The organism is Chitinophaga eiseniae, assembly GCF_900167135.1.
Taxonomy (GTDB): Bacteria; Bacteroidota; Bacteroidia; order Chitinophagales; family Chitinophagaceae; genus Chitinophaga; species Chitinophaga eiseniae.
This window is the reverse complement of sequence record NZ_FUWZ01000005.1, coordinates 245,645-266,208: the sequence shown is the minus strand read 5'-3', so window position 1 is coordinate 266,208 and position 20,564 is coordinate 245,645. Positions and strand designations below refer to the sequence as shown.

At 52.6% G+C, this 20,564-nt stretch carries 19 protein-coding genes; 8 read left to right on the top strand and 11 right to left on the bottom strand.

The window, feature by feature from the left end; all coding sequences use genetic code 11:
• Positions 1-83: 83 nt before the first annotated feature.
• The gene (locus B5D63_RS27175) at positions 84-713 is read left to right on the top strand and encodes an HD domain-containing protein (RefSeq protein ID WP_078672013.1); all 630 of its coding nucleotides are present in this window, start codon (positions 84-86) and stop codon (positions 711-713) included.
• 15 nt (positions 714-728) lie between these two features.
• Positions 729-1,310 carry an LOG family protein gene (locus tag B5D63_RS27170; RefSeq protein ID WP_078672012.1) on the top strand — a complete coding sequence of 194 codons (582 nt, stop codon included), beginning with the start codon at positions 729-731 and terminating at the stop codon, positions 1,308-1,310.
• Here B5D63_RS27170 and B5D63_RS27165 read toward each other — a convergent pair.
• Positions 1,307-2,383, bottom strand: a complete 1,077-nt coding sequence (locus tag B5D63_RS27165) for a DUF4421 domain-containing protein (RefSeq protein ID WP_159456187.1) — start codon at positions 2,381-2,383, stop codon at positions 1,307-1,309. The two genes, B5D63_RS27170 and B5D63_RS27165, sit on opposite strands and share 4 nt — an antisense overlap.
• Positions 2,384-2,418: 35 nt before the next feature.
• Complete coding sequence (locus tag B5D63_RS27160) at positions 2,419-2,892, bottom strand: metallophosphoesterase family protein (RefSeq protein WP_262488175.1); 474 nt, start codon at positions 2,890-2,892, stop codon at positions 2,419-2,421.
• A 64-nt stretch (positions 2,893-2,956) separates the two neighbouring features.
• Here B5D63_RS27160 and purU point away from each other — a divergent pair, with 64 nt between their 5' ends.
• Positions 2,957-3,823, top strand: a complete 867-nt coding sequence (gene purU / locus B5D63_RS27155; RefSeq protein ID WP_078672360.1) for a formyltetrahydrofolate deformylase — start codon at positions 2,957-2,959, stop codon at positions 3,821-3,823.
• A 93-nt stretch (positions 3,824-3,916) separates the two neighbouring features.
• Here the strand turns inward: purU and B5D63_RS27150 are convergent, their stop codons facing one another.
• Positions 3,917-4,510: a hypothetical protein gene (locus B5D63_RS27150; RefSeq protein ID WP_078672009.1), complete on the bottom strand. Its 594-nt coding sequence runs from the start codon at positions 4,508-4,510 to the stop codon at positions 3,917-3,919.
• 104 nt (positions 4,511-4,614) lie between these two features.
• Between B5D63_RS27150 and B5D63_RS27145 the strand changes: the two genes are divergently transcribed.
• The gene (locus B5D63_RS27145) at positions 4,615-5,442 is read left to right on the top strand and encodes a CHAD domain-containing protein (RefSeq protein WP_143313124.1); all 828 of its coding nucleotides are present in this window, start codon (positions 4,615-4,617) and stop codon (positions 5,440-5,442) included.
• A gap of 89 nt (positions 5,443-5,531) precedes the next feature.
• Here the strand turns inward: B5D63_RS27145 and hutG are convergent, their stop codons facing one another.
• The 7 genes from hutG to B5D63_RS27115 form a co-directional block, all read right to left on the bottom strand.
• Positions 5,532-6,533, bottom strand: a complete 1,002-nt coding sequence (gene hutG, locus B5D63_RS27140; protein ID WP_078672007.1) for a formimidoylglutamase — start codon at positions 6,531-6,533, stop codon at positions 5,532-5,534.
• A 4-nt stretch (positions 6,534-6,537) separates the two neighbouring features.
• Complete coding sequence (gene hutI, locus B5D63_RS27135) at positions 6,538-7,767, bottom strand: imidazolonepropionase (RefSeq protein WP_078672006.1); 1,230 nt, start codon at positions 7,765-7,767, stop codon at positions 6,538-6,540.
• 135 nt (positions 7,768-7,902) lie between these two features.
• A complete protein-coding gene (gene hutU / locus B5D63_RS27130) occupies positions 7,903-9,573 on the bottom strand; it encodes a urocanate hydratase (protein WP_078672005.1) in 1,671 nt (556 codons plus the stop codon).
• On the bottom strand, positions 9,551-11,119 hold the full coding sequence (gene hutH / locus B5D63_RS27125; RefSeq protein WP_078672004.1) for a histidine ammonia-lyase: 1,569 nt from the start codon (positions 11,117-11,119) through the stop codon (positions 9,551-9,553). Before hutH ends, hutU begins: the two co-directional genes overlap by 23 nt.
• 39 nt (positions 11,120-11,158) lie before the next feature.
• Positions 11,159-11,650 carry a MarR family winged helix-turn-helix transcriptional regulator gene (locus tag B5D63_RS27120; RefSeq protein ID WP_078672003.1) on the bottom strand — a complete coding sequence of 164 codons (492 nt, stop codon included), beginning with the start codon at positions 11,648-11,650 and terminating at the stop codon, positions 11,159-11,161.
• A 75-nt stretch (positions 11,651-11,725) separates the two neighbouring features.
• Positions 11,726-12,154, bottom strand: coding sequence for a hypothetical protein (locus B5D63_RS34785; protein ID WP_143313123.1), 429 nt, complete (start codon positions 12,152-12,154; stop codon positions 11,726-11,728).
• Positions 12,155-12,371: 217 nt separating this feature from the next.
• The gene (locus tag B5D63_RS27115; protein WP_078672002.1) at positions 12,372-12,785 is read right to left on the bottom strand and encodes an SET domain-containing protein; all 414 of its coding nucleotides are present in this window, start codon (positions 12,783-12,785) and stop codon (positions 12,372-12,374) included.
• A 147-nt stretch (positions 12,786-12,932) separates the two neighbouring features.
• On the opposite strand from B5D63_RS27115, the gene B5D63_RS27110 reads away from it, so the two are divergent.
• Positions 12,933-13,808 (top strand): bestrophin family protein, encoded by an 876-nt coding sequence (locus B5D63_RS27110; RefSeq protein ID WP_078672359.1) that lies wholly within the window; start codon positions 12,933-12,935, stop codon positions 13,806-13,808.
• A gap of 59 nt (positions 13,809-13,867) precedes the next feature.
• On the top strand, positions 13,868-15,244 hold the full coding sequence (gene mgtE, locus B5D63_RS27105; protein ID WP_078672001.1) for a magnesium transporter: 1,377 nt from the start codon (positions 13,868-13,870) through the stop codon (positions 15,242-15,244).
• 198 nt (positions 15,245-15,442) lie between these two features.
• Here the strand turns inward: mgtE and B5D63_RS27100 are convergent, their stop codons facing one another.
• Positions 15,443-15,979, bottom strand: a complete 537-nt coding sequence (locus tag B5D63_RS27100; RefSeq protein ID WP_159456186.1) for a histidine phosphatase family protein — start codon at positions 15,977-15,979, stop codon at positions 15,443-15,445.
• A 101-nt stretch (positions 15,980-16,080) separates the two neighbouring features.
• On the opposite strand from B5D63_RS27100, the gene B5D63_RS27095 reads away from it, so the two are divergent.
• Both B5D63_RS27095 and glmS read left to right on the top strand, forming a co-directional pair.
• Positions 16,081-18,450: a S9 family peptidase gene (locus B5D63_RS27095; protein WP_078671999.1), complete on the top strand. Its 2,370-nt coding sequence runs from the start codon at positions 16,081-16,083 to the stop codon at positions 18,448-18,450.
• Between the two features lie 267 nt (positions 18,451-18,717).
• Positions 18,718-20,553, top strand: coding sequence for a glutamine--fructose-6-phosphate transaminase (isomerizing) (gene glmS / locus B5D63_RS27090; protein ID WP_078671998.1), 1,836 nt, complete (start codon positions 18,718-18,720; stop codon positions 20,551-20,553).
• The last annotated feature ends 11 nt before the right edge of the window (positions 20,554-20,564 follow it).

The window sequence follows — 20,564 nt, the reverse complement described above, 5'->3', positions numbered from 1 at the left end:
ACGGTTGAATAAAATACACTGAAAAACGGGCAGAACTTTCTGCCCGTTTTTCTTTTTAAATTGCCCCGGTAAATCATACCCATATGTCCATCCCCGTTATCAGCGAAAGCTGGGCCCGGCTGAACCACGCATATACTGCCAACACAGCCCTCGTTCAAAAAGCCCTCACGGACATCCTCACCGCCTACCAGGCGCCGGGGAGGCACTATCATAACCTGCAGCACATCACCCAGCTGCTGACGCTGCACCACACGTATGCCGGCCAGCTGAAAGCGCCGGACACCGTGTTGTATGCCATCTTCTTTCACGACATCGTTTATGATGTACAGCAGCGCGACAACGAACAACAAAGCGCTCTGGCCGCGGGTGAATACCTGCGGCAAACCGGTTTTCCCACAGCAGACATCAATGCGGTGGAGGAATTTATCGTGGCCACACAGACGCATGTCAACACCCTGCAGCATTCCGACCTGGATTACTTCCTGGACTTCGACCTGCAGATACTGGGGACCCCGCCGGACAACTATCAGGCCTATGCGCAACAAATCCGCCAGGAATACAGTATCTACCCCGATAACCTGTATCATCCCGGCAGAAAAAAGGTATTGCAGCATTTTATGGAGATGCCTGCCATTTACCGTACCCCCGCGTTTCAACAACAGTATGAAACACAGGCCCGGCAAAACATACAAGCAGAAATAGATCACTTATAACGGAAACAAATGCATATGAAAAATATCGTCGTTTTTTGCGGCTCCAGCGCCGGCCAGGAGCCGGTTTATATGGAACAGGCCTTTCAACTGGGCGCAGCGCTTGCCCAACGCAACACAGGGCTGGTATATGGCGGCGCCAAAGTAGGCCTGATGGGCGCGGTAGCCGATGGTGCCCTGCAGGCAGGCGGCAAAGTGACTGGCGTACTGCCTCATTTCCTGCAACAGAAGGAGCTGGCGCATAACGGTCTCACAGACCTGATACTGGTAGACACCATGCACGAGCGCAAAACCAAAATGAATGAACTGGCAGACGGCGTCATTGCGCTGCCGGGTGGCTTCGGCACTATGGAAGAGTTATTTGAAATGCTGACGTGGGGGCAACTGGGGCTGCATCAGAAACCCATAGGCATGCTTAATGTTAACGGCTTTTACGACGCGCTGCATCAGCTGTCACAAACGATGACGGAGAAAGGTTTCCTGTCGGCCGCCAATCGTGACATGCTGTTGTACAGCGACCGGATCGACGACCTGCTGATAAAGATGGAGCAATACCAACCGGTAGACAAGCCGAAATGGATTACGCCGGCACAGAGCTAGTTCATCGTTCCTAATTTTTCTTTCAGCGCATTTTGCCTCCACAGCGGTTTCTTCAACTCGAAACGGCGGACGAGGCTCACCCTGAAATTGCCCGTACCGAAAGCCTGATAGGTGTTTGGTACGGGCATTTTGCTGCGGGTAGTCATACCCACATAATGGACCCCTGCAAAATAACGGCTGGAGTTGTATCCCAACGACGCCCTTACCGTGTTACTGAACTGAACGCCTACATTATGGCCTACGTCGCCATTGTCGTAGTGCAACCCTGTTTTAGCCGCTCCGATGCCGGTCGTTACCGACAGGGAAAGAAAAAAATGTTTGCGGTACACAAACGTATGTGCATACCCTACATTGGCAGCCAGGCTGGCGATACCGCTTTTGTAGTAGTGCTGCTCCCGCAGGAAAGTGGTATCCTCAATATTGGAGGGCACGAGGGAGGAATCGCCCTTTATATTTGCCAGGAAAAACTCTCCGCCAAGGATAAAGGACCCGGCGCTTTTTTTCTGATATTCATTTTGCAGGTTAGGTGCGCGATAGGAGAACCGTTTGTCGTTAAAAATATACTGTACGTTCATACCCAGCGCCCTGTTGCGGATATCGGGGCGTTGCGGATACGGGTTTTGTTTCGCGTACTCTTTACCGAAAACCTTCTCCGGGTTGGCGATATAATATCCCCTGTAGGACTGTCCGTAGAAATCCACCACCAGCTTACGCAGGTAGATGTGGGATTGCAGATCGATATACCGGGTGCTGCCGTATTTATCGTTCTGCCTGTTGATAAAAGGGAAGTTAAACCCCAGGTTAATGCCAATAAAGCGGTAATTGGCGCCCACTCCGATGTTGAAGGGTGTATTGGGGCGATAGAGTATATCTTTCTTTTGTTTTCTGTCGATGATATCGTATTTCGTGTATTTACGCGAGCCATAGAGCCGGAAGGTGATATCTTCCGTATGGTCTTCAATGTAGGCGGTGTCGTTATCGGTCTGCAGCCACTTGAAGAATCTCCCCTGGGCGGCGGCTGTCACCGTGCATACACATAGTATTGCCAATGTTACTAAAGTGTGTTTGATCATAGTCATTTTTTACAGTTACAGGTCCATACAGGGGGTTAACCGGGCAATTCAATCACTTCCAGTTGCTCAATACGGCCCTGATCGAGCCGGAACCGGAGGAGGGTCTTTACTTTATGCCATCCTTGCTGGCCACAGGCGCCCGGGTTCATATGTAACAATTGCAATGCCGGGTCCGGCATTACTTTTAAAATATGGGAGTGCCCGCAAATAAAGAGTTTGGGAGGATTCTTTTTCAGTATGTCGCGGACACCGGGGGCATATTTCCCCGGATAGCCGCCAATATGGGTCATTAACACCTCTACCCCTTCCACAGTGAAGCGCAGCGTTTCCGGATAACGGATACGGATATCCGCTCCGTCGATATTGCCGTAAACAGCCCTGAAAGGTTTAAAGGCCTCCAGCTGGTCTGCCAGTTCAACGTTGCCGATATCACCTGCATGCCATACTTCATCGACGTCTTCAAAATATTTAAACACCTGTGGATGCAGATAACTATGCGTATCTGACATTAAACCGATTTTTTTCAACGGAAATACTTTATAGCTTTATATGATTATTTTTTATTTTAGATCTATGCAAAAGCCCCCTGTACAAACGATCGCCTGCCTTTTGATATGTTGTCCCGACCGGCCCGGCATTGTGGCTGGTGTGTCCATGTTTTTTTTCCAACTCGGTGCAAATATACTCGATGCGAGTCAACACAGTACCGATCCGCGGGAAGGATTGTTTTTCATGCGTATGGAGATCCAGCTGGACATCGCTGACAGGGCCGGGCTGGAACAGTCTTTCCAGGAAAAAGTAGCTACGCCGCTGGCCATGGAATGGCAGCTACACTACAGCGACCAGCGCAAGAAAATGGCCATTATGGTTTCATCTTACGACCACTGCCTGATGGAGCTGCTGTGGCGCTGGCGCAACGGCGAACTGGAAGCAGACATTCCGGTGGTCATCTCCAATCATACCAAACTGGAAAAAGAATGTACCCTCCTGGACATCCCGTTCCACTACCTGCCGGTCGATGCCGGCAACAAGGCCGAACAGGAGCAGGCCGCTATCAGCCTGCTGGAACAGCACCAGGTCGATTTCACGGTGCTGGCCCGTTACATGCAGATTCTTTCGCCCCGCTTCGTGGAGCTATATCCGCAGCGGATCATTAACATCCATCACTCCTTTCTGCCCGCCTTCGCCGGCGCCCGTCCTTACCTCAACGCCTACACGCGCGGGGTGAAACTGATTGGGGCCACCGCCCACTACGTTACCAATGAACTGGACGAAGGTCCGATCATTGAGCAGGACGTTGCCCGTGTAAGCCACAAACACTCCGTAGACGATCTCGTAATGCTGGGCCGCGACATAGAGCGGCAGGTACTCACCCGCGCTGTCAAAGCCCATATCGAAAACAGGGTAATTGTGCATGGTAATAAGACAATTATATTCTAACATACCCCTATCCAGGGACAGGATATAAAAAAATCCCTGCCCGATGCAGGGATTTTTTGTGCGTATGATCTTTTTATGTCAGACGTCAGATCATTATTTGTTGATAAACCTCGCCAGTTTCTTTCCGGAAACGGCATAAGCTTCTTTAATACGTTCACCGGTATCGAAGTCAAAGCCACCGAACATACGGCCAGGGGCATTATCTACAGAGATTTTAGCCACCGTTTTACTTTTATTGGCCGTTTCCACGATGAGTACTTCCGCGTCGATGTAAGCATTTTTACGCATCACACCTACGTTGAAACCCGGCTCCACAAAGGTGGTATGGAAGATCAGGGTGTATTTGGCGCCGGCGTAGTCGCCCACTTTGGTATCGCTGTTTTCATTGAAAAGAGATTCGAAGCTGGGTTCGAAGCGGTCTTTACGGTCGTTTTTCCAGGCTTTGGCCCAGTTATCGCCTTTACCGGCTTCTTTCTGATTGTATTCAGCTGTTTTTTTCTGAATGTAGTCTGCCTCATTGTCAAACTTACCTACTTTCAGCTGATCATAGGTGAATTCAACATTCAGTTGTTTTTCACTTTTCAGGGCAGCCAGATCGCCATCGACCAGCTTGATTTTCTGGGCCATGGCGGGAAGCCCGATCGCAGCCAGCAACACTACTGCCGCCATTTTGGGGATGATTTGCATAATCGTGTGGATTTTGGGCAAAACTATGAAAAGAGAAAGGCATAACGGTGCGTATTTCTACCTATTTTTTCCCGGGCTTCCCCTTTTTCGTTAACTTTAAGATAATGCTGAAAACCATTCTGCACGAGTACCTGGAGACTAGCTGCGCCACTATTGTGACGGCGTTTCAGCAACTTCCGCATCCCTCCCGGCGGCAACAGGCGATCCATCAGCTGCGGGTGGGCAGTAAAAAAGTCCGTGCCCTGCTGGCTGTAGCCGGAGAGCTACCCGACTATCACCTGAAAACGGGACGTTACCTCACCACGCTTAAATTGCTGCAAGACCTTGGCGGCACTTCCCGCGACACCCGGTTACAGGAACAGGCCCTGACCCGCTGTGAAAAGACCATTGGCTGGCGTTTCTCTGTAGCCCACCTGTTACTGAAAACACGGCTTTCCACCGCTGACAATGCGCTGGAAGCTATAGTAGCGCGACTATCCATCAAAAAACTCTCCCGGCTGCCGGACGCTTTTAAAGCCGCAATAGCCGGCATTGATGAAACCGCTGCCACAGACGCCATCGTCAGCCATGTAGCCTCCACCTACAACAATACCATCCTGCCGGAAAGCAAAGCTCCGGCAGCAGCCTGGCACGATCTCCGGAAACGTATGAAACAGCTCTATTATCAACTGGGCATTATCACACAACTTCCCCACCATACCCACCGTCACCGGGAACAACTACGGCATACGAAAAAGGCCGGCCAGCTGCTGGGACAATGGCATGATGCCAGTGAATTGTTATTGTTTGTAAAAACGACGGCTGCACAGGTCAGAAAGGAAAAAATAAGGCTGCCGGCAGCAACAACACAACTGATATTGTTGTTGCAAAGGGAAACCAAAGAAAAACTGGCAGACAGTGCCAAACACCTGAAAGATTTAGGGATTTTCTAAAAGAAAGAAACCCCGGGGACCAATGCCCGGGGCTAAGATATTGAAGGAGACTACACGAATGATGCCTGTACCCGATGTATGTTATCCGGTCATTCTTCCCCGCAATACGCCATGAGTGTTTCAAACACAATGGCAGCGCCCAATTTGGCGGTACGATTGTCCTGATCGAGGGAAGGGTTCAGTTCGGCGATGTCCACTCCCCGCACTTTTCCGCTGTGCATAATCGCTCTGTAACACTGCAGGAACAGGCCTCCCGGCAGAATGCCGTTGTACGCGGTAGCGCTCACGCCTGGTGCAAAAGCTGCGGCAAACACATCGAGGCAGGTGGTCAGGTATACATGGTCCACCTGGCTGAGGAAATGTTGTATGGCAGCCAGCAGGGTATCTTTATCGTTCAGGTGAAAAGCGTCGGCGCCGACGTGGGTAACGCCTTCTTCTCCGGCGATGTTAAACAGCTGGCGGGTGTTCCCGTTTTTCTGGATACCGAGGGCGAGGTAGTTAAATTCTTCTCCGTTTTGTTTACAGTCCTGCGCCAGTTGCCAGAAGCCGGTCCCTGAGCCGGGGCCTTCCGCACCGGGGATACGGATATCGAAGTGTGCGTCGAAGTTGATCAGCCCGAGGATGCCTTTTTTTTGCGTGTACTTGCGGATACCACTGGCATGGCCATACGTAATTTCATGGCCGCCACCCAGCAATACCGGCAGGTAACCGGCGGCCAGCAGCGCTTGTACTGCCTGGCTGAGCACCAGCTGCGCTTCTTCCAGTGCGGCGCCGTTGCAGACGATATCGCCGGCATCCAGCAGCACTGTATTGTCCACGAAATGGGCGGGGAAGTTAGCGACCGCCTTCCTCATGGCACCCGGGCCTTCTGCAGCGCCGGTACGGCCTTTGTTCCTGCGTACGCCTTCATCGCAGGCGAACCCGAGGAATGCCACGCCTTTCCGGCCTTTTTCAAGGGGTGGAAGCGGCTGTTGCAACAGGTCCACCGTGCGGACCACCTGATGCCAGCGCAACAGGTCTGTTTCTGTACCATCGGTACGGCCGGTCCACACGTCGGGGGCCGTTGGCCGGTAGCTATCCTTTGTTATCATAAGTCTATTGAACTAAATCTCCTTTTTTCCACACCATCGCCGGCTTCATTTTACCCTGGTAGTACAGGATGTCCCTGAAGTCGGCGGTGGGGTAAGCCTGCATGTCAGCGGTGAAGCCTGCCAGCAACTGACCAGTTTCTTTCAGCTGTAGTGCCGGTGCGGCCCTGAAGGTCAGGGCTGCCAATACTTCAGCGGTTGACAGTTTTTCCGCAGCGCTCATCACGGCCGCCTGTACCAGCAGATCTCCCATGGGGGCTGATCCTGGGTTCCAGTCGCTCGCAATGGCCACCGATGCACCGGCATTCAGCAATCTGCGTGCCGGGGCGTAATGCATGCCCAATCCGAGGGAGGCGCCTGGCAGTACTACCGCCACGGTGTCAGATTTGGCCAGCAGGTCCACCTCATGATCGCTGCTGGCTTCCAGGTGATCGGCCGACAGTGCGCCGGCTGCCACGGCAACGGCTGCGCCGCCCGCGCTGAACTGGTCTGCATGCACGGTGGCCGCAAAGCCCAGTTCACGGGCTTTTTGCAGGTAAGTGAGTGCAGCTTTCGCGGAGAAGGCTGTTTCTTCGATGAAGATATCCACCCTGTCTGTCAGCGATTCCGCTTTCAGTACGGGCAATAGTTCCTCCAGCGCCCATTGCAGGTATTCGTCTTCCGTGCCGGAGAAATCGCGCGGTTTCATATGTGCCGCCAGGCAGGTAGGCACCAGTGTGGCGCCTGTGTGCAGCGATGCTTGCTGAATGGCGCGCAGCATTTTCACTTCGCTTTCAAAGTTAAGCCCGTAGCCGCTTTTCACCTCTATGGTCGTAACGCCTTCCTGCAGGTGGCGGTTAGCCCGTGCCACCGTATTTTCTACCAGGGTAACGAGATCGGCTGTACGGGTTTTGGTCACCGAATCCCAGATACCGCCGCCGGCACGGGCTATCTCGAGGTAACTTTTTCCGGCGATACGCATGGCGTAGTCGCGGCTGCGGGTGCCGTCGTAGCAGATATGGGTGTGGCAGTCGATAAAGCCGGGTAGCAGTACCATGGGTTTATCGATGAAGGCCACTTCACAGTCAGGATGTTCCTTTAACAGCGTCTTATAAGGCCCTACGGCCACGATCTTTCCCGCGCCGACCACCACACCGCCTTTTTCGATAACGGTCAGCTGTTCGTCCTGCAAAGTACCTTTCAGCGGCAGGCCGCCGAGGGGAAGAATTTGCGAGAAAGGCCCCAGTAATATTTTCATGGTGCTTTTATTAATTATGAAATTTGGGGATTTTTTGATGTACGATTTCGGCGTTGGGAGGTTATTGCTCAAAGATCCTCAAAATCAAAAAATCCCTAAATCAAAAAATCCCTAAATCAAAAAAATCCCTGAATGCTATATGTTTATGCCGAATTTATCGGCCCACTGTTGTGCTTTTTCGTAGCCGGCGTCTGCGTGGCGGAAGATGCCCATGGCCGGGTCGTTGAACAGCACGCGGCTCAGGCAGGCAGCTGCGCGGTCTGTGCCGTCGGCCAGTACGACCATGCCTGCGTGTTGGGAGTAGCCCATGCCTACGCCGCCGCCGTGGTGGAAGGATACCCAGGTAGCGCCACCGCCGGTGTTGGACATGAGGTTGAGCAGCGTCCAGTCGCTGACAGCGTCTGAGCCGTCTTTCATGGCTTCTGTTTCGCGGTTGGGGGAGGCAACGGAGCCACAGTCGAGGTGATCACGGCCGATCACGATAGGCGCTTTCACTTTGCCGGTGCGCACCAGTTCATTGAAGATAAGGCCGGCTTTTTCTCTTTCGCCGAGGCCTAGCCAGCAGATACGGGCGGGCAGTCCCTGGAAGGCCACTTTTTCCTGCGCCTGTTTGAGCCAGTTGATCAGGTGGGTGTTTTCCGGGAAGGCTTCCATCAGTGCGCGGTCGGTGGTATAGATATCTTCCGGGTCGCCGGAGAGGGCTACCCAGCGGAAGGGGCCTTTACCTTCGCAGAAAAGCGGGCGGATATAGGCTGGTGTGAAGCCGGGGAAGTTAAAGGCATTGGGCTCTCCGCCTTCTCTGGCGAATTCGCGGAGATTGTTGCCGTAGTCAAAGGTGACGGCGCCTTTCTGTTGCATTTCCAGCATGAAGCCTACGTGGCGGGCCATGCTTTTGAGCGACAGTTCGCGGTAGCGGGCAGGGTCTTTTTTACGCAGTTCCAGTGCGGCTTCCAGCGTCATACCATTGGGAACGTAGCCGTTGATCGGGTCATGCGCAGACGTCTGGTCTGTCAGCATATCGGGGATGATATTGTCTTTGAGGAGGCGTTCCAGCATATCGCCGGCGTCGCTGACCAGGCCGATGGACAGTGGTTGTCCTTTCGCCATGGCTTCTTTGGCCCAGGCTACGGCTTCATCGTAGGAGTGGGTCATGCGGTCGATGTAGCGGGTATCGATACGTTTTTGGATGCGGGTAGGGTCGATGTCCGCAGCGAGCATAACGCCGCCGGCCATTGTGGCGGCCAGTGGCTGGGCGCCGCCCATACCGCCGATGCCGGCGGTGACGATCAGTTTACCGGACAGGTCGCCGTTGAAGTGCTGGCGGCCGCATTCCATAAAGGTTTCGTAGGTGCCTTGCAGGATACCTTGTGTGCCGATGTATATCCAGCTGCCTGCGGTCATCTGGCCGTACATCATGAGGCCTTTGGCGCGCAGTTCGTTGAAATGGTCCCAGGTGGCCCATTTAGGCACGAGGTTGCTGTTGGCCAGCATCACACGGGGGGCCTGCGGGTGGGTACGCACGATGCCTACGGGTTTGCCGGACTGCACCAGCAGTGAGTGGTCTTCATCCAGTTCCAGTAAGGTTTTAATGATTTTCTCCAGGGCTTCGCGGTTGCGGGCAGCCTGGCCAATACCGCCGTAAACCACCAGTTCATCGGGGTTTTCGGCTACTTCAGCGTCGAGGTTATTGAGCAGCATGCGCAGCGGGGCTTCCGTCTGCCAGGATTTAGCATGCAGCTGTGCGCCGCGGGGCGCTTTGTAGTGCGGATGGGCCGCGTATTGTTTAATAAAGTCCAAACTGGTCATGGTAGATGCCGTTTAAAGGTAATTGATGTTGTGCGGCGGCTTCATTGGCTACGCGCACAAGAGAGTGGTCCGTGATGATTTGGTGTAAAGCTTCGATATCGTAAGCGAAGATGCGGTCTTTGTTAGCGAAAGACACTTTTTCGCGGGTATAGCGGTGTACGGCTTCCAGGATGGGGCCGGATTTGAGCGGCCGGCGGAAATCCACTGCCTGGGCGGCGTAGAGCAGTTCGATGGCGAGGATGTATTCCAGGTTACCGATCACCTGGTTGAGTTTGCGGCCGCTGATGGAGCCCATGGACACGTGGTCTTCCTGTCCGAGGGAAGTGGGCACGCTGTCGGCGCTGGCGGGGAAACAGAGGGTTTTGTTTTCCGTCACCAGTGCGGCGGTGGTGTATTGTGGTATCATGAATCCGGAGTTGAGGCCGGCGTCTTCGATGAGGAGTTTGGGCAGGCCATATCTTCCTTCGATCATCATGTAACTGCGTCTGTCGGAGATATTGCCCAGTTCAGCGGCCGCTACGGTGGCGTAGTCCAGGGGCAATGCCATTGGCTGGCCGTGGAAGTTGCCGCCACTGATGGTGTCTGTATCGCTGAAGATGATCGGGTTGTCTGTCACCGCGTTGAGCTCAATGGTGGTCAGTTCCAGCAGGTGCAGCCATGCGGTGCGGGAGGCGCCGTGGACCTGTGGCATACAGCGGAGGGAATAGGGGTCCTGTACGCGGCCGCAGTCCACATGCGAAGCCATGATTTCGGAGTTGTCCAGCATGGTTTTGAGGCGGTGGGCCACCAGCTGGTTGCCGGGGAACGGGCGGATAGCATGCAGGCGCGGGTCAAAAGGTTTATGGGTGCCCATGAGTCCTTCGAGGGAAAGGGCGCCGATGATGTCTGCCGCTTCCAGCGCGTTGTACAGGCGTTGCACTGCTTTCACGGCGAAAGAGAGGATAAACTGGGTACCGTTGATCAGCGCCAGGCCTTCTTTAGGACCGAGTACTACGGGTTGTATGCCTTCCCGTTGCAGCACGGCTTCCATGGAGGTGGTCTGTCCTTTGTACCATACTTTTCCGAGGCCTATCAGGGGCAGGAAGAGGTGTGACAGCGGAGCCAGGTCGCCGGAGGCGCCCACGGAGCCTTTTTCAGGCACCAGCGGGGTGACATGGTTTTCGATATGCCAGATGATACGCTCCAGCGTGGAGAGGGCGGCGCCGGAGTAGCCCTGTGCCAGTGCATGCACTTTGGTGATAAGCATGATCCGTGCAATCTCTTCGGGGATAGGGTTGCCTACGCCTACGCTGTGGCTTTGCAGGATATTATATTGCAGGGCGCGGGTATCCTCTTCAGAGATTTTGGTATCGCAGAGGGGGCCGAAGCCGGTATTGATACCATATACCGTGGTATGCTGCGACACGATCGTTTGTACGTACCCGTTGCTGGTATTGACTTTGGTGATCACCTCCGGGGTGAGGACGCCTTTCGTTTTGCCAGCGGCAATGTCGAGCACCACGCCTACCGTCAGCTGGTCGATACCGTATTTGAAAATAACACTCATGGTTGTTGGTTTATGGACAAAAGATTGTCTGGTGTATGATTAGTCGTTTTGTTGAATGGATTTGATCACTCTTGCGGAAAGCGGCTGCTGTTGCACAGCCTGTTCCACCTGAGCGATGGCGGCGAGCAGTTGCTGGCTTTGTTTGTTTTCCGTGACCAGTTCTTCCATGGCCGTGGAAATCGCCTTCCAGACAGGCTGTATCTGTTGCAGCATGTCTGTCCCTTTTTTGGTGAAAGCTACCAGTTGCCGGCGGCCGTCTTCTTTACAGGGCGTGGTTTTGAGCAACCCTTTTTTGCGCAGGTTGGTCACCATCTGGCTCACGGCCGAGTGGGATATTTCCAGCTGTTCCGCGATGTCGATGATGGGCATTGGCTGCTGGCCGGACAGCAGGTAGAATACGGGAAACCAGCTGGCGTCGAAGGGGATGCCTGCCTGTTCATATACCTTGTTGACTTCCGCGAGGAAGTATTCACTGAGCCGCCGCAGGCGGCTGCCGAAGACAAGGTACCCTAGTGAAGGATAAAAACTCATTACGGTTTTACGTTTTTTTGATTGCTTTTTTGACCCGGGACCCGTGGTATCCCGGTCATTAAATTATATAAGCGCTTATACATTTATCTTAAAAGAAGACGATAAACAGACGTAAGCGCTGGTATGTCTTCCTAAAACTTTATTACCACTATAAGAGAACATTTCCCGGTAAGCTACAGGTAAGCATCTTCCTAAAGCCTTATTACCACTATAAGAGAACATTTTCCGGTAAGCTACAGGCAAACATCTTCCTAAAGCCTTATTACCACTATAAGAGAACATTTCCCGGTAAGCTACAGGTAAACATCTTCCCAAAGCCTTATTACCACTGTAGGAGAACATTTCCCGGTAAGCTACAGGTAAACATCTTCCTAAAGCCTTATTACCACTGTAAGAGAACATTTCCCGGTAGGTACAAGCTACCATTATCCCATGCTCAAAGATATATCCGCTATAACCAGGCTCTCCCCTTTCAGGGCCGCTTTCGGAGGTATTTTCAACCATATTCGCCATTCTATTATTCGCCTGTCTCACCAGAAAATCACACCGCCCAGCACAAATTATATAAGCACTTATACAATATTAAGAAAAAATAACCAAGCGCCAAGGGAGGTCAGGATTTTTTTCCTGCTATCAGCCACGGGCCCGGTAATGTACCAGTGCCGGGGCTGATGGCAGGAAAATTATCAGGGCGGAAAGCCGTAAAGCCACCGTCCATCCTTTATTTGGCCTTGGCCTGGTTTTCCTTGTTGCGTTTCATATCGAACCAAACGGGGGAATCATCTTCCACATCGCCGTTATAGTTAATAAACAACTCTTCTCCCTTTCTGATATCGCGGCGGGTAATGATGCTCATGGTTTCAGCCTCAAAATCCATTTCGTATACGCAATTGGGGTTATAGTCGTGGTTGTAGATGGAACAGAATCCCAGGGCAATGCAGGAGCGGGTTTCGCGGACGCCCCAGAGGAAAATGTAGTTATGGAGCTTTGTTTTGTCGACAATCTCCGTATCGTCGTAAGAGAGGACCAGCACGGGCGACGTTTCGATCCGGGTACCGGCGGGTATCCTTTCTTTGGTATATACGCCGCGGCCTCTTCCCTTAGACTTATCAATGTACAAGTATGGCTTAATCATAGCACTTATCGAATAAAAGAAGGCGTAAAGTAAAGTTAAAGGAAGAAGTTATCAAAATCATGTTGAAAAATTTTAGGTTTGCGGCCCGAATTAATTTTCTTTTACGGTACCGGTAGTTACTTTTACCCGGATGCTAACAGTAAGCTTATGATCAATTACAACCCAAAGGACTGGTTTACCTTCATTTTCCGTATTCACAAGGCGGACACCGTGCGGAAGCTGTTTCCTATGTTTATCGCGCTGTCTATTTATTCCGCTATCGTAGCATGGCTGGAGCTGTCGTTCTGGAAGCTGTCGGCCAACAGTGAGGTCAAGAACATATCCCTGATGCACGGGCTGCTGGGGTTTGTGATTTCCCTGTTGCTCGTATTCCGCACCAACACCGCCTATGACCGCTGGTGGGAAGGCCGTCGTCAGTGGGGCACGCTGGTGAACAGCTGCCGCAACCTGGCCATCAAGCTGCAGGCCATGCTGCCGGCCGGCAACACCGAAGCCCGGGCGTTCTTCCGGGTCATGATCCCCAACTATGCCTTTGGCCTGAAGAACCATCTGCGGAAGCTCTACAAGGCGGAAGAGATGGAGGCGTTGCCCGAAGGCCAGCCCCCGCTGGACCTCTCGAAGCACGTGCCCAACCAGCTGGCCACCCGTATCCTGCAGAAAATAGCAGACCTGCAGCGTGAAGGGCAACTGACCGGCGACCAGCTGATTGTGCTCAACAACGAGCTGCAGTCCTTCACCGAGGTATGCGGCGCCTGTGAGCGTATCCAGAGCACCCCTATCCCCTTCAGTTACAGTGTATTCATCAAAAAATTCATCTTCTTCTATATCATGACCATGCCTTTCGGGTATGTATTCAGCCTGGGATACCTCATTATCCCCATGGTCGTATTCATCTTTTTTGTACTGGCCAGCCTTGAGCTGATCGCGGAAGAAATCGAGGACCCGTTTGGCTTTGATGCCAACGACCTGCCTACCGACACTATTTCCAATAATATCCGCAAGCACGTCGGAGAATTATTATAGCGTTAACCCCGGAGGCGTTTTATTTTAACTTATTTTCGCGGATAGAGTCAAATTAGTACATGGAAAATGAAGCATTACTGGAGAAATTCAGCACACTGAAGAAAGAAAAAAACTATCGCGAGCTCTCGGTGTACCTGGATGACCAGTTAATTACGGATATAGCGGACCTGATCCATGATAATCCCGAAGACGCGGGCATCATCATCCATCAACTGTCGATCACCCGGGCGGCAGCGGCTTTCCGTATCCTGGACTTCCCCTTGCAGGAAGATGTGATCCGGGCATTACCCCCCGCCAAGATTGCCGAGCTGATGAACGAACTGCCGGCCGATGACCGTACCGCTTTCCTGGAAGAACTGCCCAGTGAAGCAGTAAAAGAACTGATCAAATTACTGGACCCCGAAGAACGACGCATCACCCTCTCCCTGCTGGGCTACCCGGAAAACAGCGTAGGGCGTATCATGACGCCCGATTACATCGCCGTACGGGAAGAATGGACCGTCAAACAGGTGCTGGACTATATCCGCGAGCATGGCAAAGACAGTGAGACCATTGACGTTATCTATGTGATCGATGAGCGGGGCCACCTGCTCGACGACTTCCGTATACGCGAGTTCCTCCTGGTAGCCCCCGATACCGTGGTACATACCCTGATGGACGACCGCTTCGTATCCCTTCAGGCCAACGATGACCAGGAAGAAGCCGTACAGGTGTTCCGGATGGAAAACCGCGTGGCGCTGCCTGTCGTGGACGACAACGGCATACTGCTGGGCATTGTGACCATCGACGATATCCTGTGGATCGCCAACGAAGAACACACCGAAAACATCCAGAAAATCGGTGGTACCGAGGCCCTGGACGAACCCTACCTCGATATGCCCCTGTTGAAACTGGTAAAAAAACGTGTAGGCTGGCTCGTGGTACTGTTCATCGGGGAAATGCTTACCGCCACCGCCATGGGGTTCTTTGAAGACGAAATAGCCAAAGCCGTGGTGCTAGCGCTGTTTGTACCGCTGATCATCTCCAGCGGCGGCAACAGCGGCTCACAGGCCTCTACCCTTATCATACAGGCCATGGCACTGGGCGAAATCAGTATCAACGACTGGTGGCGCGTGATGCGGCGCGAGATCGTTTCCGGCCTGCTGCTGGGCAGCGTGCTGGGATGCATCGGTTTCATCCGCATCCTGCTGTGGAACAGCCTTTTCCATACCTATGGCGAACATACAGTGCTGATCGGCATGACCGTGGGCATCTCCCTCGTAGGCGTGGTGTTATGGGGCACGCTCTCCGGCTCCATGCTGCCTATTATCCTGAAAAAAGCCGGCGCCGACCCCGCCACCTCCTCCGCTCCTTTTGTGGCTACGCTGGTGGATGTGACCGGACTGCTGATTTACTTCTCCGTGGCGTATACGTTTATGAGAGGTATTTTGTTATAAATCCCGCGGAGGAGTTCTCGCGGAGTTCTCGCAAAGCACGCAAAGCAGCAAAGAGCGCAAAGAACAAAATAAGCGAGCAGAGAAAGCAAAGGAGCGGAGATCAAATTTGATCTCCGCTCCTTTGCTTTCTTATTTAAACTTAAAAAAAATCTTTGCGCTCTTTGCTGCTTTGCGTGCTTTGCGAGAACTCCGCGTGAGCTAGTAGCAATCCTCTGTAAGGCTTGTTCCGGCGGACGTTTTATGAACAATGAACAGCCAGTTGTACTCGTCTTCTCCCAGCATGTTCATATGCGGTTTGGCCCGCAGGCCACGCATCGCAGGCACCAGCGTGTTGCTGTGGCCAATTACCAGTATCCGTTTCCCCCAGTCGCCATGCCGCGTGATCTCGTAAATCAACGATTCCCCGGTGGTATCTGCCTTATAGAAGCAGGTGTCCAGTTTTTGTTTGATCCGGAGGCTATCGGCCGTCTGGATACAACGGAGATAAGGCGTCAGGTAAATCTTGTCGAGATGGGCGTTTTTCAGCCGTTCATACAAAAGGCCGGCGCGTTGGAAGCCTTCCGGGGCAAGCGTCGTATCAGCGCCACCGGGATAACGCTCCGCATGCCGGACAAAGTAAAACGTGCCCGTAAGAAAAGTAGTGTCTTCCGATACCGGCACCGGTTGTCGTACAGGCGCCTTGGGTTTGCAGGCAGCCAGGAGGAGGAGGCTGAATATGACTGGGAGTAAACGCATAAGCTGCATGGTAAAAGACAGCCAACCGGCGTCCATCCAAAATTTGTAGCAATTTATGATTAAACCGTTACATTTATCACCCAACAAAATACTGAACCGCTATGACAAAATGGGTATTGCCCGCCATTATTTTTTTATCAGCCAACAGTCTCTATGCCCAGCAACCAGGGCCGCTTACGGTAGAAAAAATCATGCGCGATCCTAAGTGGATAGGCACTTCCCCCGATAATCTTTTCTGGGGGACCGACAACCAGACCGTCTATTTCAGCTGGAACCCTGACCAGCAAATGGCCGACTCTCTCTATGCCGCCGGCATCAAAAATCATACGCCGGTAAAGACCAACGCCGCCGACCGCGGCCTGATCACAGCCAGGTCCCGTGGCTGGTACAATACCGACAGGACACTGCTCACCTACAGCTACGGGGGCGATGTATACCTGATGGAGATAAAATCCGGTAAGACCATCCGTGTTACGCAGACCGCTGCCGCGGAAGTCAACCCGGAGTTCAGCTTCAGCGGCCGGCAGATCGTATACGCACAAAACCGTGACCTTTTTGCCTGGGACAGGGCCACCGGCGTTACCACGCAGCTCACCAGCTTCACGCCCGGCAACAAGCCCGCCGCAGAAAAAGACGAACTGCAAAAGGGCAATGACCAGGAGAAATACCTGAAGGCGCAGCAGCTCGAACTACTGGCCGTTGTGCGCGACCAAAAGGCTAAAAGAGATGCCCTCACCGCCTTTAACAAACAAAACGATGCAAAGCCATTGCGTAAGCTGTACCTGGGCGACAGGAAACTGAGCGCCGTACAGATCAGTCCCGATGGCCGTTATATTACCTATAAGCTTTATAAGGAAGGTGACGGTAAAAATACGATCGTGCCTGAATTTGTAACCGCGACCGGCTTTACTACGGATATCCATTCCCGTGAGAAAGTAGGCGCACCGCAGGGCATACAGGAATCTTTCATTTACGACCGGGAGCGGGACACCGTGCTGCCGATAGTGCTGAAGGACCTCCCCGGTATTAAAGACCTCCCCGATTACAGCAAAGACTATCCGGGAAGGGACAGTGCCAAAGTGCGCCCTGTGGCTGTCAGCGGCATTATCTGGTCTGAAAAGGGCACCCATGCCGTTGCCGACATCCGTTCCGACGATAACAAAGACCGCTGGATCGTGTTGCTGGACCTCAGTACCGGCAAGGTAAAATCCCTGAACCGGCAGCGTGACGAAGCCTGGATAGGCGGCCCCGGTATCAGCGGATGGCAAATCAGTTCAGGCCTGGGATGGATCGATGAAAACACCTGCTGGTACCAGTCAGAAGCCACCGGGTATTCCCATCTGTACACCACCCAGGTGTTGACCGGGCAGACCGAACAGTTAACCAAAGGCCATTACGAAATACAGGAAGCGACCCTTTCCAACGATAAAAAACATTTTTACATCATTACCAATGAAGTACATCCCGGCGAACAGCAATTTTATCGTATATCCGTTACCGGTGGAAAGGCAGAACGCATCACTACCATGGAAGGAGCACATGAAGTGAGCATTTCGCCGGACCAAAAATGGATCGCTTACCGCTATTCCTATTCCACCAAACCCTGGGAGCTCTACCTGCAGCCCAACAGTCCGGGCAGCAAGCCGGTACAGATCACCCACCTGGCGCAATCAGCCGAATTCAAAGCCTACCCCTGGCGTGATCCGCAGGTGATCACTTTCACTGCGCGCGACAACCAGCCGGTATATGCACGGTTGTACACGCCGGACCCGGCGAAGCGGAACGGCGCTGCCGTGATCTTTGTACATGGCGCCGGTTATCTGCAGAATGCCCACAAATGGTGGAGCAGTTATTTCCGGGAATACATGTTCCACAACCTGCTCACCGACAAAGGATACACTGTACTGGATGTGGATTACCGCGGCAGCGCCGGCTACGGCCGCAACTGGCGCACCGGCATTTACCGCTACATGGGCGGTAAAGACCTCGACGATGAAGTGGATGCCGCCAAATACTTGGCAGAGAAATTGCAGGTTGACGCCGGCCGCATTGGAATTTACGGTGGCAGCTACGGCGGTTTTATGACGCTGATGGCGATGTTTACCAAACCAGGCGTGTTTGCAGCCGGTGCCGCTTTACGCTCCGTTACTGACTGGGCGCACTATAATCACGGATATACCAGCAATATCCTGAATGAGCCATTTACTGACAGTATTGCCTACCGCCGCTCTTCCCCCATTTATTTTGCGGAAGGGCTCAAGGGCAAACTGCTGATGTGTCATGGCATGGTAGACACCAACGTACACTTCCAGGATATTGTGCGGCTGTCGCAACGACTGATAGAGCTGGGTAAAGATAACTGGGAACTGGCGGTATACCCCGTGGAAGACCACGGGTTTACAACACCCAGCAGCTGGACGGATGAATACAAAAGAATCTTACATTTGTTCGATAATACATTATTGAAGTAACCACACCGGATGTCCATCATACAGACATCCGATGTCAATGATAAGGGGGAATATAGTGAACGATGATCCGGATATTAACATTCGGTTAATCGTGCACGATATTCCCTTTTTCATTTTAATTTTCATGTTGCGAAGAATGCACGTTATGTGAAAACGCACGCGTAGAACCATATCCTATATTATATTTTATTAACATCAAGTGATGTTATTTTAACAATTAATGCGATATTGCAATGAACACCCTCACCAAAAAACACGCTTAAACACATGTGTGGAATTGTAGCTTACATCGGGCACAGAGAAGCATACCCGGTAGTATTGAAAGGCCTAAAAAGACTGGAATACCGCGGTTACGACAGCGCGGGCGTAGCCATCATCAATGACGGACTACGGGTTTACAAAAAGAAAGACAAAGTGGCGGCACTGGAAGAATACGCCTCCAGTTACGACATGCGCAGCCCCATCGCCATCGGACATACCCGGTGGGCGACGCATGGCGAACCCTGTGACCGCAACGCACACCCTCACGTTTCCAGTGACGGAAAACTATCGATGGTACACAACGGCATCATCGAAAACTACGTACAACTGAAACAGGAACTGGTTAACCAGGGACATGTTTTTCAAAGCGATACCGACACCGAAGTGCTGCTGCACTTTATTGAAGAGATCAAAAAACAAAATCAGTGTTCGCTGGAAGAGGCCCTGCGTATCGCCCTTAAAAGAGTCGTGGGCGCTTACGTGATCGTGCTGATCGATGAAGACAATCCTGACACGCTGATTGCAGCGCGCAAGGGCAGTCCCCTCGTGATCGGCGTAGGTAAAGGAGAACACTTCCTCGCTTCCGACGCCTCCCCCATCGTAGAATATACCAAGGAGGTAGTTTATGTCAACGATTACGAAATTGCCATTATCAAAGCGGATGAACTGATCCTGAAAAATATCTCCAACGAAAGACAGACACCATATATACAGAAGCTGGACATCGAGCTGGCGGCCATCGAAAAAGGCGGCTATGCCCACTTCATGCTGAAAGAAATTTTTGAGCAGCCGCAAACGATCTTTGACAGTCTGCGCGGCCGTCTCGATGCTAAAAAAGGCACCCTCACCATGGGTGGCATCCGCGAATACGCTGAAACGCTCAGCAATGCCAAGCGTATCATCATCGTTGCCTGCGGTACCTCCTGGCATGCCGGCCTCGTAGCGGAATATATGATCGAGGAACTATGCCGCATCCCTGTGGAAGTGGAATATGCTTCCGAGTTCCGTTACCGCAACCCGGTTGTAGGTCCCGGTGATGTGATCATCGCCATCTCCCAGTCAGGTGAAACGGCCGATACGCTCGTTGCTATCGAAGCCGCCAAAGAAAAAGGCGCTATCATCCTCGGCGTATGTAACGTGGTAGGTTCTTCCATCGCACGACTGTCTCACGCCGGCGCCTATACGCACGCAGGCCCCGAAATCGGCGTAGCCAGCACCAAAGCTTTCACCGCGCAGCTGGCCGTGCTGTGCCTCGTAGGCCTGAAAATAGCCGCAGAGAAAGGTTCCATCACCACCCAGCGCTTCCAGCACCTGCTCGATGAACTCGACCAGGTCCCTGAAAAAGTGGCCACAGCCCTGAAGCTGGACGACCAGGTACAAAAGGTCGCCGCCAAATACAAAGACGCACGCGACTTCCTCTACCTGGGCCGTGGTTACAACTTCCCGGTGGCACTGGAGGGAGCCCTCAAACTCAAGGAAATTTCCTACATCCACGCGGAAGGATATCCCGCAGCGGAAATGAAACACGGTCCCATTGCACTGGTAGACGAAAACCTGCCCGTAGTGATCGTGGCCACAAAAGACAGCTACTACGAAAAAGTAGTGTCCAACATACAAGAGATTAAAGCCCGTAAAGGTAAAGTGATAGCGGTTGTGACGGAAGGAGACCAAACCATTCCACCCATGGCAGATGACGTTATTTTTGTACCTTCAGCAGATGAACTCGTTGCACCTATTATCTCCGTTATCCCCTTGCAACTGCTCGCTTATCACATCGGCGTCATGAAAGGGTTTGACGTAGACAAACCGAGAAACCTGGCGAAGAGTGTGACTGTTGAATAACCTAGATCTTA